The organism is Bifidobacterium erythrocebi, assembly GCF_012932675.1.
GTDB lineage: Bacteria > Actinomycetota > Actinomycetes > Actinomycetales > Bifidobacteriaceae > Bifidobacterium > Bifidobacterium erythrocebi.
In genome coordinates, this window is sequence record NZ_JAAIIF010000008.1 from 1 (window position 1) to 15,783 (window position 15,783).

Annotated in this window: 19 protein-coding genes; 16 read left to right on the forward strand and 3 right to left on the reverse strand. The window is 59.4% G+C overall.

Features of this window, described 5'->3' with window-relative positions; all coding sequences use genetic code 11:
• Nucleotides 1-370: 370 nt before the first annotated feature.
• Both G1C98_RS03525 and G1C98_RS03530 read right to left on the reverse strand, forming a co-directional pair.
• Nucleotides 371-865: a hypothetical protein gene (locus tag G1C98_RS03525; protein WP_169079321.1), complete on the reverse strand. Its 495-nt coding sequence runs from the start codon at nt 863-865 to the stop codon at nt 371-373.
• Entirely contained in the window at nt 862-1,506 is a 645-nt protein-coding gene (locus G1C98_RS03530) for a hypothetical protein (RefSeq protein ID WP_169079317.1), read from the reverse strand. Before G1C98_RS03530 ends, G1C98_RS03525 begins: the two co-directional genes overlap by 4 nt.
• A gap of 415 nt (nt 1,507-1,921) precedes the next feature.
• Between G1C98_RS03530 and G1C98_RS03535 the strand changes: the two genes are divergently transcribed.
• From G1C98_RS03535 to pcp, 11 genes are all read left to right on the forward strand, one after another.
• Nucleotides 1,922-2,269 (forward strand): helix-turn-helix domain-containing protein, encoded by a 348-nt coding sequence (locus tag G1C98_RS03535; protein ID WP_169079323.1) that lies wholly within the window; start codon nt 1,922-1,924, stop codon nt 2,267-2,269.
• A gap of 37 nt (nt 2,270-2,306) precedes the next feature.
• Nucleotides 2,307-2,873 carry an ImmA/IrrE family metallo-endopeptidase gene (locus tag G1C98_RS03540; RefSeq protein WP_169079325.1) on the forward strand — a complete coding sequence of 189 codons (567 nt, stop codon included), beginning with the start codon at nt 2,307-2,309 and terminating at the stop codon, nt 2,871-2,873.
• A gap of 198 nt (nt 2,874-3,071) precedes the next feature.
• Nucleotides 3,072-3,440, forward strand: a complete 369-nt coding sequence (locus G1C98_RS03545; RefSeq protein WP_169079327.1) for a hypothetical protein — start codon at nt 3,072-3,074, stop codon at nt 3,438-3,440.
• Nucleotides 3,441-3,442: 2 nt separating this feature from the next.
• Complete coding sequence (locus tag G1C98_RS03550; protein WP_205831874.1) at nt 3,443-3,790, forward strand: hypothetical protein; 348 nt, start codon at nt 3,443-3,445, stop codon at nt 3,788-3,790.
• A 15-nt stretch (nt 3,791-3,805) separates the two neighbouring features.
• A complete protein-coding gene (locus G1C98_RS03555) occupies nt 3,806-4,189 on the forward strand; it encodes a hypothetical protein (RefSeq protein ID WP_169079331.1) in 384 nt (127 codons plus the stop codon).
• Complete coding sequence (locus G1C98_RS09325; protein WP_240944897.1) at nt 4,186-4,419, forward strand: hypothetical protein; 234 nt, start codon at nt 4,186-4,188, stop codon at nt 4,417-4,419. The genes G1C98_RS03555 and G1C98_RS09325 overlap by 4 nt, the downstream gene beginning before the upstream one ends.
• A gap of 21 nt (nt 4,420-4,440) precedes the next feature.
• Nucleotides 4,441-4,857, forward strand: a complete 417-nt coding sequence (locus G1C98_RS09330) for a DUF4417 domain-containing protein (protein ID WP_335341291.1) — start codon at nt 4,441-4,443, stop codon at nt 4,855-4,857.
• Between the two features lie 302 nt (nt 4,858-5,159).
• Nucleotides 5,160-6,029, forward strand: coding sequence for a putative ABC transporter permease (locus tag G1C98_RS03565; protein WP_169079333.1), 870 nt, complete (start codon nt 5,160-5,162; stop codon nt 6,027-6,029).
• A 197-nt stretch (nt 6,030-6,226) separates the two neighbouring features.
• Entirely contained in the window at nt 6,227-6,931 is a 705-nt protein-coding gene (locus tag G1C98_RS03570) for a DUF969 domain-containing protein (protein ID WP_169079335.1), read from the forward strand.
• A 1-nt stretch (nt 6,932) separates the two neighbouring features.
• Nucleotides 6,933-7,877 (forward strand): DUF979 domain-containing protein, encoded by a 945-nt coding sequence (locus tag G1C98_RS03575; protein WP_169079337.1) that lies wholly within the window; start codon nt 6,933-6,935, stop codon nt 7,875-7,877.
• A gap of 52 nt (nt 7,878-7,929) precedes the next feature.
• The gene (gene pcp, locus G1C98_RS03580; protein WP_169079339.1) at nt 7,930-8,580 is read left to right on the forward strand and encodes a pyroglutamyl-peptidase I; all 651 of its coding nucleotides are present in this window, start codon (nt 7,930-7,932) and stop codon (nt 8,578-8,580) included.
• 157 nt (nt 8,581-8,737) lie between these two features.
• On the opposite strand, the gene G1C98_RS03585 is transcribed toward pcp, so the two are convergent.
• On the reverse strand, nt 8,738-9,541 hold the full coding sequence (locus G1C98_RS03585) for a Cof-type HAD-IIB family hydrolase (protein ID WP_169079341.1): 804 nt from the start codon (nt 9,539-9,541) through the stop codon (nt 8,738-8,740).
• 304 nt (nt 9,542-9,845) lie between these two features.
• Between G1C98_RS03585 and G1C98_RS03590 the strand changes: the two genes are divergently transcribed.
• From G1C98_RS03590 to G1C98_RS03610, 5 genes are all read left to right on the forward strand, one after another.
• A complete protein-coding gene (locus tag G1C98_RS03590) occupies nt 9,846-10,811 on the forward strand; it encodes a MetQ/NlpA family ABC transporter substrate-binding protein (RefSeq protein WP_169079343.1) in 966 nt (321 codons plus the stop codon).
• A 127-nt stretch (nt 10,812-10,938) separates the two neighbouring features.
• Entirely contained in the window at nt 10,939-12,057 is a 1,119-nt protein-coding gene (locus tag G1C98_RS03595) for a methionine ABC transporter ATP-binding protein (protein ID WP_169079345.1), read from the forward strand.
• An 11-nt stretch (nt 12,058-12,068) separates the two neighbouring features.
• Nucleotides 12,069-12,749 carry a methionine ABC transporter permease gene (locus tag G1C98_RS03600; RefSeq protein ID WP_205831875.1) on the forward strand — a complete coding sequence of 227 codons (681 nt, stop codon included), beginning with the start codon at nt 12,069-12,071 and terminating at the stop codon, nt 12,747-12,749.
• A gap of 144 nt (nt 12,750-12,893) precedes the next feature.
• Nucleotides 12,894-14,042: a M20 metallopeptidase family protein gene (locus G1C98_RS03605; RefSeq protein WP_169079349.1), complete on the forward strand. Its 1,149-nt coding sequence runs from the start codon at nt 12,894-12,896 to the stop codon at nt 14,040-14,042.
• A gap of 39 nt (nt 14,043-14,081) precedes the next feature.
• Nucleotides 14,082-15,779, forward strand: a complete 1,698-nt coding sequence (locus tag G1C98_RS03610; RefSeq protein WP_169079351.1) for an NAD+ synthase — start codon at nt 14,082-14,084, stop codon at nt 15,777-15,779.
• Nucleotides 15,780-15,783: the final 4 nt, after the last annotated feature.

Genomic DNA, 15,783 nt, shown 5'->3' on the forward strand with positions numbered 1-15,783 from the left:
GTTCCGTCTCCTGGCTTCCAATCGCGGTTTTTTGTTTTGGCGAATGAAAATCGTACACAGGACGCGGGCCATGCCCTCCTGCGTCAGGGCCGGAATCCGAAAGTGCGCAAGATTTCGGACGTTATCTATACGGAATCGTAATGCGGTGAAGAAGTATTGTATTTTAACAACGTGTATGATTCTGCCTCACCAACTTTTGTAATACTTTTTGCTAGACTGGCTGGTGTATTGATGGCCCCAGCGTCAACTTTACTGCTGCTACTGGCAATTGAATTCCAAATTTTTGAAGCGAAAGTAGAACAGTTGGTAAGATAACCCCATTTATCGTTATTTTTAATATTAGTATTTACTGTATTTAAATCAATTTGCCTTAAGGGTAATTGAATGAAACATTCTGAAGATTAATACCATTGGAATTAAGCTTCGAATCAAGATTGAGCCACAGACCCTTATGTTCTCTACTGACATCTACAGATTCATCCCAAGTGCTTGCTGTTATAGATTTACCATCAGCAACGTTAATCCCAGCAATGTTTACCGTAGAACCAGACAGGTTTGTGATCATAAGCCAAGAATGACCGAGATTCGTGAAACTAGATGATGAGCCAGATCCTGTAGTGGAATAAATCCGCAGTAAAGCTACAGCCTCTGCAGCGCGCGTTTTGTAATTAGCGCCCCGAAAAGGAGATGAGATAATTCTCAGATCTTCGTTATCTGAGGCTTTCTCAAGATCTTCCAGAGAAGCATTAGACGGAAAGCTAGATAGGGTAGGACTCCTAGATTCTGCTGCCGACGCATTTACTGTCACAGCTCCAGCCAATATTACAGATACTAGAGTAGCGGCAATTTGTTTGAGTTTCTTCATTTATTTCTCCTTTTTATCACGAATAAAATAGTTTCGACGGCACCAGCAGTGATAAGGAAGGGAACTGCTCGTAAAAAATAAAGGTATGAAGGAAAGCTGGACACGTATTCTGGATGTAGGTAGTCAAAAATAAAGCCGCTTACTGTGCGTAGGAGTCCGGCACACACTAGGAGACCTACAAGAATGTGGCAAATTCGGCGCATATTGACTCGATTCTCGAACTGCGGAGGAATGAGTCCTATTGTAGTAGGACTTGCTGGAGAGACCAGGCTCAGTTCAAGGAACAGAAAAAGTGATGTGAACTGATTTTTTGTTCCGCATTCCCTTAGCTCGATGGGAGATGATGGGATTATGGCAAAGGGCACTTGATGCGCGGGCGAGTTCAAGGTGAAGGCCGTCCGGTTGCTGACGGAATCCAGGGCCTCATATTCGTCGAGGGTGAACGCGATCGGCGCGGCGGCGAGGTATGCGGGGATAGCGCAGGAATGAATCGGGATGCCATTGTGACGGCCGGGACGGTTGCGCGGGACGCGTATCGTTCTGCCTGTTGTCCGACGCGGAGGCGTGCTGCCGGATGAATGCTTTTGGGCGTCACCCATGCTGAACATCATGAAACCACAGGGTGTATTGTTCTTTTCCATGCCGGTCGACGAAGACGCTGAGCGCCGACAGGACGGTGGAGTGTCCCCGGATTATTTTCGGGTGCCTGTAGGTGCCTCGTGGAAAACGAGCGTGACCGGCAGGTTTCCCAAGGATGGAAAACCCTGGAATAAAGCCAAAAACAGTTGGCTACGGTTATCATCAGAGGTGCGCATGATAACTGTAGTCATGGTCCTAAGTGTCTCATGGGCTTGAGACCGGCTGCGGTCTTCCGCTTCAGTTCCCCCGGGCGCGGGCCTATGCCGCAGCTTGCGCTGATCGGGGAATCCGGTTCGGGGAGTATCGCTGTATCGGTTGTCGTGCTCACAAGTATTCCTTTTGGAATATTTGTGGTATGATTATTGTCATGGAGCAATTGGAGAGGGGTCTCAATGACTCGAAAACAAAGGACATTGGATGACAGCGGCACTTGGAGATAGGATGCGCAGGCTTATGCAGCAGCATGGCATCAACCAATCCCAGCTCGCCACGCGAGCCGGGACAACCCAGCCGAATATCTCGAAATATCTCGCGGGGGAGAGGGAACCCGCATCGAGTACGCTCGCGAACATAGCCACCGTTCTGCACACCACGTCGGAATTCCTGCTGGGACTGCCCGAATCAAACGACAATACGCCATTTGGCACAATCAAGGCATACTGCGCCAGGCATGGCGGTGAACTCAGCGAGGCAGAGACTCGGGAGCTCATCATGACGCTGCTGGCAGCTAGGGAGCAAGGAGGAGATCACGGGGTACAGGATTGATGACCCATCGTTTTATCAAGAGCTGAAATGGAGCGTGGTGAATGCGTTCCGACAACTCGGCTACATTAGGCTGCCCGTCGAGCCATCGGAATTGCTGGAGGCGCATGGAATCCAGACGCTGGCCTACCAGTCCGCCTACGATTCGTTGTCCACGGACGGCTTGATGGCACTGTGCAAGAGCCCGAGTGGCATCTCGTTCACGCTCACCGTAAACGGACACGACTTTCGTTTCGTCGCATGCAATCTGCAGGAGCCCCCGGGGCGGGTTCGTTTCACCAAGCTGCATGAGGCGGGCCATCTTCTGCGTGGTCATCTCCAAGACAGCGAGCTTGCGGAGATCGAAGCGAATTTCTGGGCGAAATACGCTATTGCTCCTCCAGTGCTTGTTGAGGAGCTGGGACTCACTACGGCCGAAGAAATCGTCCGGCAGTTCGGTACTTCCGCACAATGCGCATCGAACATTCTCCAGCAGCACTTGAACTGGCTCCGGCATCGTCAAGAGGATAAGGCGATTGATAACAGCATTCTCGAACTTTATCACCGGGGTTTGTTGCTGAAACAACGAGAAGAGGAACCAGCCAATCTGGCACAAATCGCGCAATAAAAAACGGTGCGCGAACCGGCAAGTTCGCGCACCGTGGATCAGACGGTCTCAAATGGATCATCCTGCACATGCCATTATGTCACCGTTTGAATCACCCATCTATACAAACAGGTGAAGCGCACCGCGTTTTCACAACATGAGTGCACTTTTCAAGACGATATGCGACGGCAAGACGCCGCAGGAAAGGACATGTGGCATATGTCAGACAGCAAGCAACGATATTCGGACAGCTCACACAGCTACATTGATAACGACGTCCCCAATTCCATGGTGGATCAGGGTCGCTATAGCAGAAGCAAAGACCGTGAAGCAAAATGGAACGAGAGTTGGGAAAAACAGCCGGTCAATCTCAATGAGATTGTCAACAGATTCACACCTAGCGCACAAGGACGTAGACGCGGTGTCAAGTACGTATTCGAGAACGACCGGTGGAGAATCGATGCCGACATGGTAGCCGGATACCTGCGCATATACGACAAAAAGGCAAAGAAAAACGTCAAGCTCAACGGCCTGCCTGGGAGCAACAAAGAAACCCACTTCAAAATTCTCAAGAGGAAGGAAATGTGATTATGGAGCTTATCCTTGTTCTCAGCCTTGAAGGTCTCGACTACTACGGCTATATTCCCGAAACTTTCCACGCAAAGCCGGGGCAGACAGAATCGTTTGAACTAACTGACGAGGATGAGAATCTCCTCGATCAGGACTTCATCAACCCGATAGACAGACTGTGCAATTCACTCATCGATCTCGGAGATGTGGACTACCTCAACGCCGAACAATGCAAACTCATGCTCGGCTGGCTGGAGCAACGGCTGACGGAACCGGTCACTTCACGGCTCGAAACGATCTACCGCAAGCTTGTCGAGTTTGCCAACAGGGCCATCGAACTGAACACTGGCATAGTTTTCAATCTCTAGGGCAAGGCGGCGAGTATGAAATCCACATATGATCTCATCGGTACATTTTGGGACGGCAGACCTGCCGACACCATTGTAGAAACGGTATCCTATGATTCGCTGATGCCGGAAGCGGGAACGCCTTACTGCCTGTTCGATATCCACGGCAAACGGCGCAGCATCCGACTTTCGATATTATTTGCCGTACAAGATGAAGCGGACTGGGAACGGGTCAAGACATCGCTGGCCGGCTGCTGTCAAATCGCCGTGACCGACGATTGCCGCCCGCGGTTCCAGGGCGCGGTCGTACAACGCTTCCACGAACATCGTCTACATCAAGCACTGCATTTTCTGCAAAATGAAGTCCCTGAAGCGCAGATCCATGTCATGAAGCTTCCTCTCATAGAAAGAGCCGCATGAACCGATCCATAGCAGCATTCGAAAGTCTCATCGACCATTACGCCGGCTACCTTAGCAACAAGGGCATCCAGTTTAATCCGCAGGGCTTCCCAATCCTCCAGCCGCAGATGTATTTGGCTGAATGGCCAAAGCTCATGGTGCCATATCGAGACCGTAAGGCGCGTTTTGTCCATGATCCTGCACACACCGTGCTTTGCCTGTTCACCGGTGATGCGCGAATATACCCGTGACTAGAGAGGGTCCTCGATGATATTCCGGAATATCGGCGATATTTAGGTGTCGTTGGTTCGGATCTCACCGTCACTTCGGACATGGACTTGGAATGGCAGCAAACGATTATGCTGCTCAATCAGCTGTATATGACGACACTGGCAGTGAACGGTGTTAAGGTCGTGCAGAACCTCAGATGCGGATCCCCTGACACCATCGCATGCTTGAACTGTGTTCCTGACGGAGTAATGTGCGCCACCAGCACATTGGGATGTGCTGATACCGAATCCGAATTGGATTTGTCTTTCGCCGAAAAACTCTTTGCAACAAGACCTGGCAAGCTACTGCTATATGGCAAGCATGACCCCATCATGGAGCATCAGTCCGACGTGGCCGGAGTGCCCTACAAGGTTTATCCGGATGTCCATACGCTGTATAAGCGGCAGCCACGAATCTGAAGAATGGTTTTCCGATGGTGTTGCTATGTGTGCGATATCCGTAATGCGGGTATGCGGTCGGTTCTGGTAGGCAAAGATGCTAGGTCCCGGCGGAATATTCCCCAATTATTTTCGGGTGCCTGTAGATGTCTTGTGGAAAACAAGCGTAACCGGCAGATTGCCCAAGAGTGGAAACCCCGGAATAAAGCCTCAAAACAATTGACCACAGTGATTCATGGGCTTGAGACCAGGGGGAGAGGCATTCGTGGCGGGTTTCGCGACTGCATGTTGGAAAATGCGCGTCGGGAACGTAAGGTCATGGTATGGGTTTGTTGAATCTTGCGGAACAGGTGGTCCTGTGGTGGATGTGCTACTCCTGCATCGGCTGGGTGTGGGAGACCGGGCTTAACCTGGTGCTGAAGCACAAGTGGGTGGATCGCGGTGCGTTGAACGGCCCGATCTGCCCGATTTACGGCAACGGCGCGCTGCTGGTGCTTCTGCTGCTGCACGACGTGACCAATCCGGTGGCGCTGTTTCTGGGAAGCGGGGTCATCGCCTGCACCTTGGAATACGTGGTGTCGTGGCAGTACGAGCGCATGTTCCATATCCGGCTGTGGGATTACACCGATAAGCCGTTCAACATCAACGGTCGCGTCTATCTGAACGGTTTTCTGGCGTTCGGCGCGGGTGCCACGTTGGTCAAGCTGGTCGTGCAGCCCTGGCTGGCGCAGCTCACCGCCACCATACCCCAACCGTGGCTTCATATCGCGGCATGGGGTCTCCTGGCCGTGGCGTTCGTCGACTGGATGGCTAGCACCATGGGCATGGCCGACATGGACAACAGGCTTGCGCGGCTTGGCGAGGACGTCAAGGCCGGGCGTCTGGAGGCGATCGACAAGGCGAACGACGATATGGCTGAGGCGAACGCGCGCATGGAGCAGCGTCTTGCACAGGTCCAGCGGTCCGCTCAGGAACGTCTTGACCAGACCCGCGAGCGCATCGACGATACGATCGCCGATATTCGTGCGGCTCGGCGTAGGGACGAGTCCGCCGCGTTGGACAGGCTTACCAAGGATCATGTGCGTCGTGCGTTGAGCCGTCAGCAGGTTCGTCTGCTTCGGGCGTTCCCTTCGCTGCGTTCGTCGACGCATCGTGAGTTGACCGATCGCATCCACGATCTGCTGGAGCGCTGACGGTTTTTCGTCTTTTTCGGCTGCTTCTCGGGCGTGTGCGATTCGGTTTGATTGAGGGTCCGCACGGCTCCGGGGTTTTCCCCGTATGGGCGAACCTTCGCCATTCGGACTCTTTTTGGCAGCATCGGCGAGTATGCTGTGCCGAGTCGTTTTTTCGTGTGTTCCGCACGCATGGCGTGTTGGAAGGAGAGAAGTAAATGGATTATCTGGTGCTGTTGGGCATCGTGATCGTCATCGTGGGCTTCGCGTTGAAGCTTGATTCGATTCTCATCATATTCGCGGCCGCGATCGTCACGGCCCTTGTCGGAGGCATCGGTATCGACGGGTTCCTGACCACGCTTGGTACCTCGTTCGTCAGCAATCGCAGCATGGCCGTGTTCATCATCATCCTGCTGGTGGTGGGTACGTTGGAGCGCAATGGTCTGAAGGACGCCGCGGCCGCATTGATCGGCAAGGCGAAGAACGCCACGCCGGGCATCATCATCGCACTGTACGGTGTGATGCGCGTGGTGTTCGCCGCTTTCAACGTGAGCTTCGGCGGCGTGGCCGGATTCGTGCGCCCCATCATCATGCCGATGGCCATCGGCGCCATCGAGGCGTCCGGCCATGAGCCCAAGGACGAATACGTCGAGGAACTCAAGGGCATGGCCTCCGGCATGGAGAACGTCGCCTGGTTCTTCGGCCAGATGCTGTTCGTCGGCACCGCCGGCGCTTTGCTGGTCCAGTCCACGCTGAAGCCGCTGGGCTACGATGTCGATCTGCTGCGCATGGCGTTGATCGAGCTTCCCGTCGCAATCATCGCCGTCGTGGTCACCGCTGTGTATTACATCCTCAAGGATCATCGTCTGCGCGCCAAGTATTACGGTGCCGCGTCCGCATCCGCCAACGTTAAGGAGGCCTGATATGTCGTTCTTCATGGATCCTTCCGTCACCATCGGCACGAAGATCCTCGAGGTCTTCTACATCGTCATGGGCCTGATGGTCATCTACACCGGCGTGCGCAACCTGAAGGACAAGACGAACCCGTCGCGCTACGGTACCTGCATGTTCTGGGGGCTTCTGGGCGTGGTCATCGCGTTCGGCCGCTGGATCCCCGCCATGATCGACGGCGTGCTCATCGTGCTTATGGTCATCCCCGCCATTCTCCAGCGTGTGAAGAAGGGCGAGTCGGCCGGCCCGTCCAAGGATGAGAGTGAACGCAACTTCAAGAAGATCGGCATGAAGATCTTCATCCCGGCTCTGGCGATCGGCGTGTGCGCGATTATCGGCGCGCTGTTCACCCAGATCGGCGCGCTTGCCGGCTGCTCGATCGGCGTGATCGTCTCCGCCATCATCCTCATGGCCTTCAACCATGCCAACAAGCCGTTGGTGTTCCTCAATGATTCTGAGCGCCTGCTGAGCGCCATGGGACCGCTGAGCATGCTGCCGATGCTGCTGGCCAGCCTGGGTGCCATCTTCACCGCTGCCGGCGTGGGCGATGTGATCTCCAAGCTGGTCGGCGGCCTGATCCCCAAGGGCAACGTCGTCATCGGCATCATCGTGTTCGCCATCGGCATGATGCTGTTCACCATGGTCATGGGCAACGCCTTCGCCGCCATCACGGTGCTGACCGTCGGCATCGGCGCGCCGTTCGTGCTGGCCTTCGGTGCCGACCCCGCCGTCGTGGGCGTGCTGTCGCTGACCTGCGGCTACTGCGGCACGCTGCTCACGCCGATGGCCGCGAACTTCAACATCGTGCCGGTCGCGCTGCTGGAGATGAAGGACCGCATGGGCGTGATCAAGAACCAGGTGGTGACGGCGCTCGTCATGATCGTGGTGCAGATCATCTATATGCTCATAGCGAGCTGAGCGCGAGTAGCGTGAAGGTAAGAACCAATAGCAAGGAAATGGAGATAACGATATGACAACGGTATTGGTGACCGGCTTCGACCCCTTCGGCGGCGAAAGCGTCAACCCGGCCTATGAGGCCGTGAAGCTGCTGCCCGACGAGATCGCCGGCGCACGCATCGTGAAGATGGAGATCCCGACGGTGTTCACGCGCAGCGCCGAAGTGGTCGAGGAGGCGATCACCCGCGAGCATCCCGACATCGTCATCAGCGTCGGCCAGGCCGGCGGCCGCAGCGCGCTCACCATCGAGAAGGTGGCCATCAACCTCGCCGAGGCCCGCATCCCCGACAACGACGGCGAACAGCCGCTGGACGCCCCGCTGCGCGAGGACGGCGACACCGCCTACTTCGCGACAGTGCCGGTCAAGGCCATGGTCGAGAACGTGCGCAGCCACGGACTGCCCGCATTCGTGTCCTACACCGCGGGCACGTTCGTGTGCAACAGCGTGATGTACAACGTGCTGTATCTGCTGGACCGCAAGTTCCCGGGCGTCCGCGGCGGTTTCATCCACGTCCCGTACGCGTCCGAGCAGGTGGTAGGCAAGCCGAACGGCACGCCGTTCATGCCGCTGCCGGATATGGCGAAGGCCCTGGAATACGCCATCGAGGCCGCCGTGAACGGCACGGAAAGCGTTTCCGGAAGCGCGATGGGAAGCCTTCACTAAGAAGCTGGCCGGTATTGGCAGGGGTTCGTTCCCGCCGATCCGGCCATAACCGAATGCGAGGCGCCGGCCCGCACCCCGCCGAATGGGGGAGCGGGCCGGCGCCTCGCATTTTGCTGCGGCCGATTGCGCGGTATCGTATCGCACCGCGCGGTGCGGGTCAGAGGATGCCGAAATGCCGCAGCGCGTTCATGATGCCGTCATGATCCACGTCGTCGGTCACATAGTCGGCCACGCGCTTGGGCTCCTCGGTGGCGTTGCCCATGGCCACGCCGATGCCGGTGTATTCCAGCATGTCCACATCGTTGCCGCCGTCGCCGAAGGAGATTGTCTGGCTGCGGTCCCATCCGTAATGGTTCAGGAAGCGTTCGATGCCCTGCGCCTTGCCGCCGTCTCCTGCGATCAGATCCACGAAATCGGGGTGCCAGCGCACGCCGCGCACGTTGGGGCACAGGGCCACGAGCTCGGCTTCGGTGCGTTCATCGATGTACGGGCTGATCTGGAACGTCTCATGCGTGCGCGTGCGTTCGCGCGGGTCGTCGAAGTAGACCTTGGGCGCGGTCTTGCCGAGGCTGCGCCAGGTGCCGTCCAGTATCTCATTGGAATGGTTGAAGTAGACGTAGTCGGATTCGCAGAAATCGGAGACGACGCTCGGATGCGCGTCCAGCCAGTCGAGGATGACGGCGACATCGGCATCGGCAAGCGGGCGCTTGTCCAGAAAACCGTTGTCGTCGACGCAGTACTGGCCGTTGAGGCCGACGATGCCGTCGAATTTCACGGGGATGGTATCGAGCACGACGCTCATGACGGACGGCGCGCGCCCCGAGCAGATGAACAGCTTCACGCCCTTGCTCCGAAGCTGCCGCAGGGCCTCGATGGTCGACTCGGGCACGATGTGCGTCACGAAGCTGGTCAGCGTGCCGTCGATGTCGAAGAATGCCGCCTTGATATCGGTCGAAGTCATGAACTCGCCTTTCACATGATCGCGAATACGTTGCCGTGCAACATTCTACGGGCAGGCGGGGGAGCGAAGCGCGTAAGCGATGGCATTTTCGTCCGCGGAACATGGACGATCGTGCATGCGCGCCCATACGCGGCATTGCGGCGATTGAACACGGGCTATAACGAACGCCGATAGGCCAATTCGGCGTTTTCGCCGAGTCCGGGGCCGAACGTCGTTTATGGTGGGACACGGCAATGTTCGGCGGGCGTGAGTCGAGAACACGCACATGCCGGACGACACATGTTCATGAGAGAGGAAAAGAACCATGACTCAGGAAGCTCCCCAGCCGGTGAACGGCGACGAGCCGGTGCGCGTGAACCACACCGCACGCAACATCATCATCGCCGTGGTCGTGATCGCGCTGATCGCGGTCGGCGCGTTCTTCGGCGTCCGCGCATTCAACAGCGGCAAGACCGGCGAGAAGGGTACCAAGAACAACCCGGTGAAGATCGGCGTCGTGGGCGCCACCGATCCGCAGTGGGTCGAATTCAAGAAGCAGGCCGAAAAGCAGAACCTGTACGTCGACATCGTCGACTTCCAGGACTACACTTCCGAGAACCCCGCCGTCGACACCGGCGAGCTCGACATCAACGAGTTCCAGCACCTGCTGTACCTCGCCAACTACAACGTCAAGAACAACAAGGATCTGCAGCCGATCGGCGGCGTGGCCATCTACCCGCTGGGCGTCTACTCCAGCAAGTACAAGAACATCAAGGACATCCCGGCCGGCACCACCGTCGCCATCCCGAACGACGAGACCAACCAGGCCCGCGCCATCGGCGTGCTGAAGGCCGCCGGACTGGTCACGCTCAAGGGCGACTGGACCGCGTTCAGCACCCCGCAGGACATCGACACCGCCAAGTCCAAGGTGAAGGTGACCCCGCTGAAGGCCGAACAAGTCGCCAACTCCCTCAAGGACCCGCAGGTCTCCGCCGGCGTGATCAACAACGACTACGTCTCCGATGCAGGTCTCAAGCCCACCGACGCCATCTATCAGGACAACGCCGAATCCGAAGAGGCCCACCCGTACATCAACGTCTTCGTCACCCGCAAGGGCGACGTGAACAACGAGGTCTACAAGAAGGTCGTCAAGATCTTCCAGACCAAGAGCGTGCTCGACAAGCTGCAGGAGAACTCCGGCGGCACCGCGGTGTACGCGAACAAGTTCACCCCCGCGCAGCTGCAAAGCTACCTGGCCGATATCCAGAAGGACGCCAAGTCCGCCAAGTAAGGATCGGCACGGCATGCGAGCGCCCTCTCCTCAAGCCAGGACAGGGCGCTCGCGCATATCACGGCATTCGACAAGGTGTGGTTGTAAGTTCTACAACGGCGTGAAATAGCTGAATGAAAGTGACGGTATGACAGAGCAAACTCCCATCATCTCCTTCGACCATGTGGTCAAGGAATTCAAACAGGCGGGCAAGGCCGCGAAGACCACCAGGGCGGTGGACGATGTGACCCTGACCATCAACGAGGGCGACATTTTCGGCATCATCGGGTACTCCGGCGCCGGCAAGTCCACGCTGGTGCGTCTGATCAATGCGCTGGAGAAGCCGACGTCCGGCAGGGTCACGGTGCTCGGCACCGAGGTTTCGGCGCTTGGCGAGGCCAAGTTGCGTCCCATCCGTCAGAAGATCGGCATGATCTTCCAGCAGTTCAACCTGTTCTCCACGAAGACCGTGGCACAGAACATCGCCTACCCGCTGAAGCTGGACCATTGGCGCAAGGACTACCAGAACAGGCGCGTCAAGCAGCTGCTGGAGTTCGTGGGGCTGAGCGAGCACGCGAACAAGTACCCGTCGCAGCTTTCCGGCGGCCAGAAGCAGCGTGTCGGCATCGCCCGCGCGCTGGCCACCAATCCGAAGATCCTGCTGGCCGACGAGGCCACCAGCGCCCTGGATCCGGAGACCACCACCGAGGTGCTGTCGCTGCTCAAGCGCGTGAACGAGGAACTGGGCATCACCATCGTGGTGATCACGCACCAGATGAACGTGGTGCAGCAGATCGCCAACCGCGTGGCCGTGATGAGCTCCGGCAAGGTCGTGGAGCAGGGCAACGTGTACGACGTGTTCGCCGCGCCGCGCCAGCAGGTCACGAAGCGCTTCATCGCCACCGCGTTGAACGGCGTGCCCGAACGCTCCCGCGTGGAGCGCATGCACGAGCAGTGGCCAGGCCGGTTGGTCACGGTGCTGATCCGTCAGCACGACGTGACCGGCGACGACGGCGTCGTCACCGCATCCGGGCAGAACATTTCGCAGCTCATCGCCAAGCATGGCATTGACAGCAGCCTGCTGTACGGAGGCATCGACACGGTGAAGGGATCGGCCATCGGCGCGGTCACCTACGAGTTCAGGGGAGACGGCGTCGAGGCGTTCCTCGCCGAGCTGCAGCAGAACAGCGACATCGTGGATTTCGGCACCGCCGCGAATCCGGTCCCGTATGAGCAGGCCGTGGCACGCGACGGCCAGGACGCATGAGAGGAGAGGCAATGACGATCACACTTGCAAGCCGCAGCGACTGGAGCGTCCTGCGCCCGCTGCTGTTCCAATCCATAGGCCAGACGCTCGAAATGGTGCTGGTCACGCTCGTCGTCGGCGGTTTCCTTGGTCTGGTCCTGGGCGTGGTGCTGTACGGCACGCGCCCCGGCAACCTGTTCGAGAACGCCGTGGTGTACCGCATCCTGGACATCATCGTGAACATCATCCGCCCGATCCCGTTCATCATCTTCCTCGCGGCCATGCAGCCGCTGACCATCAAGGTGGTGGGCACCTCCATCGGCACCATGGCGGCCATCTTCCCCATGGTGGTGATGTGCACCGTCGCCACGTCGCGACTCGTCGAGCAGAACCTCGTCCCCGTCGACCCGGGCATCATCGAGGCCGCACGCTCCATGGGCGCCTCCAAGTTCACCATCGTGCGCACCGTGCTCATCCCCGAGGCGTTGGCACCGCTCATCCTCGCCTACGCCTTCCTGTTCATCAGCGTGCTCGACATGTCCGCCATGGCGGGCTACATCGGAGGCGGTGGCCTCGGTAACTTCGCCATCGCCTACGGCTACCAGAAGTTCGACCAGACCGTGACCTGGACAGCGGTGATCATCATGATCGTGCTCGTCCAGGTGGTGCAGGGCATCGCCAACTCGGTGGCCAAGCACCTGCTCAAGCGCTGACGCAACACCCACTCTGGCTCCCCGCAACGGGAGCCAGAATCATATTCCACACTTCGCGCGCGTCCAGCCACCCGCCGCCGGCATATCGGCGGCGACGGATCGGGCGCGCCCGGCAACCATCCACTACAGAAATCAGGAACCATCATGAGCGAACACATCGAAATCACACCGGAACTGACGGCAATCCGCCACTACCTGCACGAGCACCCCGAACGCAGCTTCCAGGAGCACGCCACCACCGCATACCTCGCCGACCAGCTGCGCGCCCACGGCATCGAAGTGCTCGACACCCCGCTGGAGACGGGCCTCGTCGGGCTAATCGAGGGCAGCAAGCCCGGCCCGCGCATCGCGCTGCGCGCCGACATCGACGGACTGCCCATCCAGGAGAACACCGGACTGGAATTCAGCTCCAAGAACGACGGCACGATGCACGGCTGCGGCCACGACCTGCATATGAGCTTCCTGCTGGGCGCGGCCTTCTGGCTGGCCGACCACCGCGACCGCATCGCCGGATCGATCAAGATCCTGTTCCAGCCGGCCGAAGAGACCGGACGCGGCGCACGCTACGTGATCAAATCCGGCGTCGTCGATGACGTGGACGCCATCATCGGCACCCACAACAACCCCGATTACGCCCCCGGCCAGGTCGCCGTCGGCGTCGAACCCATGATGGCCGGCTGCGTGGAATTCCACGTGAACCTCCACGCCGAAGGCACCCACGCCGGCTACCCGCACATGGGCACCGGCCCGCTGGAGGCGCTCGCCTCCATGATCCTGAGCCTGCAGACCATCGTGAGCCGCAACACGAGCCCGTTCCACCCGCTGGTGCTCTCCATCACCGAAGTGCACGGCGGCGACGTATGGAACGTGGTCCCCGCCGAAGCCGGCTTCATGGGCACGGTGCGCTACTTCTACAAGGAGGACGGCCAGCTCGCCGAACGCCGCTTCCGACAGCAGGTCGAATCCATCGCTGCCGGATACGGCATCACCGCCGACATCGACTGGGACGACTTCCAGGACCCGATGGTCTCCGACCCGGACCTGGCCAAGATCGTGGCCGCGGACGTGCCCGGCTACGCCGACCTCCAGCCGATCCACCCGTCCATGGCAGGCGAGGACTTCGCCGAATTCGCCAAGGTGACCCGCCCGGTGTTCGCCTTCATCGGCTCCAACGGCACGCCCGACCACCACGACTGGCACAGCCCGCAGTTCGTCGGCTTCGACGAGGCGCTGCAGGCCGGCGCGGAGTTCTACGTCAACGCGGCCCTGCGCCTGCTCGACGAACTCGCCTGAACGTTCGGTCGTAGCACGACACGTCGTATGCTTACAGACATGACTGATATTCGCTTCGCACTCGCACAGATCGACACCTGCGTCGGCGACCTCGACGGCAACGCCGAAAAGGTCCTCCAATACGCGCGCAACGCCGCCGCCAACCATGCCAGGGTGGTGGCGTTCCCCGAGATGACGCTCACCGGCTATCCCATCGAGGATCTCGCGTTGCGCGCCACCTTCCGCACCGCCGCATGGAACAAGGCCAACTGGCTCGCCACCGAACTCGAAGCCGACGGACTCGGCGACCTGTTCGTGGTCGTCGGCACGGTCGGCACCGACCGCGCGCACGGCAAGCCTCTCAACCGGCTCGTCGTACTGCACGACGGCGTGGTATGGGCCGGCTACGACAAGCACTTCCTGCCCAACTACGGCGTATTCGACGAATTCCGCATCTTCACCCCGGGCGACAAGTCGGTGGTGCTCGACGTCGACGGCGTCAGGATCGGCGTGGCGATCTGCGAGGACATCTGGCAGGACGGCGGCCCCGTCGCCGAACTCGCGGAACGCGGCATCGACGTGCTGCTGACCATCAACGGCTCGCCATACGAGGAGGGCAAGACCGACACCCGTCTCGCACTGGCGCGACGCCGCGCGGCCGAGGTCGGAGCACCGCTCATCTACGTCAATCAGGTGGGCGGCCAGGACGACCTCGTCTTCGACGGCGGCAGCTTCGTGGTAGACTCCGACGGCACGCTGCTCGAGCGCTCGCCGATGTTCATGGAGGATCTGGCGTACATCAACCTCAACACGGCGGCGGACAAGCAGCTCGCCGGGCGCATCGCGGCCAAGCCGGACCCGGACGAGGAGGTGTACACCGCCTGCGTGCTCGGCCTGAAGGACTACATGGCCAAGAACCACTTCACCGGCGTGACGCTCGGCCTGTCCGGCGGCATCGACTCCGCCCTGGTCGCGGCCATGGCGGCCGACGCGTGCGGCGGAAGCAACGTGCACGGCATCTCCATGCCGAGCATGTATTCCTCCGACGGCTCCAAGGACGACGCCGCCGACCTGGCGCGGAACCTCGGCGCTCATTACGACATCCAGCCGATCGAGCCGCTGTTCGAGGCATACCAGCATCAGCTGCATCTCGAAGGCGTGGCCGCCGAGAACCTCCAGGCGCGCATCCGCGGCGTGATCGTCATGGCGTACTCCAACGCGAAGGGCCTGCTGGCGGTCGCCACCGGCAACAAGTCCGAGCTCGCCTGCGGCTACTCCACCATCTACGGCGACGCCGTGGGCGGCTATGCGCCGATCAAGGACCTGCTCAAGACCCGCGTGTGGGAACTGTCCCGCTGGCGCAACAAGGCCGCCGCCGAAGGCATGGGCATCGGCGGGCTGAAGATCGTGGGCAACGAGCGGGGGAGTGCCGGCGTCCCGTTGAAGGACGGCGTGATGATCCCCGTCAACTCGATCGAGAAGGCGCCGTCCGCCGAGCTGCGCCCCGGCCAGAAGGATTCGGACTCGCTGCCCGAATACGCGCTGCTCGACCAGGTGCTCGCCGCATACATCGAGAAGGCGCACGGGCGCGCCGACCTGCTGGCCGACGGCTTCGACGAGGCGACCGTGGACACGGTGATGCGCCTCGTGGACCGCGCCGAATGGAAACGCCGCCAGTACCCGCTCGGACCGAAGGTGACCGCGCTGGCCTTCGGCCGCGACCGCAGGCTTCCCATCACCAGCGCGTTCAGGGAGTAATGCA

Bases quoted from the DNA above. Each gene is read 5' to 3' on its own strand.
- G1C98_RS03525 (WP_169079321.1), bottom strand. From the start codon at position 865: ATGAAGAAACTCAAACAAATTGCCGCTACTCTAGTATCTGTAATATTG.
- G1C98_RS03530 (WP_169079317.1), bottom strand. From the start codon at position 1,506: ATGGAAAAGAACAATACACCCTGTGGTTTCATGATGTTCAGCATGGGT.
- G1C98_RS03535 (WP_169079323.1), top strand. From the start codon at position 1,922: ATGACAGCGGCACTTGGAGATAGGATGCGCAGGCTTATGCAGCAGCAT.
- G1C98_RS03545 (WP_169079327.1), top strand. From the start codon at position 3,072: ATGTCAGACAGCAAGCAACGATATTCGGACAGCTCACACAGCTACATT.
- G1C98_RS03550 (WP_205831874.1), top strand. From the start codon at position 3,443: ATGGAGCTTATCCTTGTTCTCAGCCTTGAAGGTCTCGACTACTACGGC.
- G1C98_RS03555 (WP_169079331.1), top strand. From the start codon at position 3,806: ATGAAATCCACATATGATCTCATCGGTACATTTTGGGACGGCAGACCT.
- G1C98_RS09325 (WP_240944897.1), top strand. From the start codon at position 4,186: ATGAACCGATCCATAGCAGCATTCGAAAGTCTCATCGACCATTACGCC.
- G1C98_RS03565 (WP_169079333.1), top strand. From the start codon at position 5,160: ATGGGTTTGTTGAATCTTGCGGAACAGGTGGTCCTGTGGTGGATGTGC.
- G1C98_RS03570 (WP_169079335.1), top strand. From the start codon at position 6,227: ATGGATTATCTGGTGCTGTTGGGCATCGTGATCGTCATCGTGGGCTTC.
- G1C98_RS03575 (WP_169079337.1), top strand. From the start codon at position 6,933: ATGTCGTTCTTCATGGATCCTTCCGTCACCATCGGCACGAAGATCCTC.
- pcp (WP_169079339.1), top strand. From the start codon at position 7,930: ATGACAACGGTATTGGTGACCGGCTTCGACCCCTTCGGCGGCGAAAGC.
- G1C98_RS03585 (WP_169079341.1), bottom strand. From the start codon at position 9,541: ATGACTTCGACCGATATCAAGGCGGCATTCTTCGACATCGACGGCACG.
- G1C98_RS03590 (WP_169079343.1), top strand. From the start codon at position 9,846: ATGACTCAGGAAGCTCCCCAGCCGGTGAACGGCGACGAGCCGGTGCGC.
- G1C98_RS03595 (WP_169079345.1), top strand. From the start codon at position 10,939: ATGACAGAGCAAACTCCCATCATCTCCTTCGACCATGTGGTCAAGGAA.
- G1C98_RS03600 (WP_205831875.1), top strand. From the start codon at position 12,069: ATGACGATCACACTTGCAAGCCGCAGCGACTGGAGCGTCCTGCGCCCG.
- G1C98_RS03605 (WP_169079349.1), top strand. From the start codon at position 12,894: ATGAGCGAACACATCGAAATCACACCGGAACTGACGGCAATCCGCCAC.
- G1C98_RS03610 (WP_169079351.1), top strand. From the start codon at position 14,082: ATGACTGATATTCGCTTCGCACTCGCACAGATCGACACCTGCGTCGGC.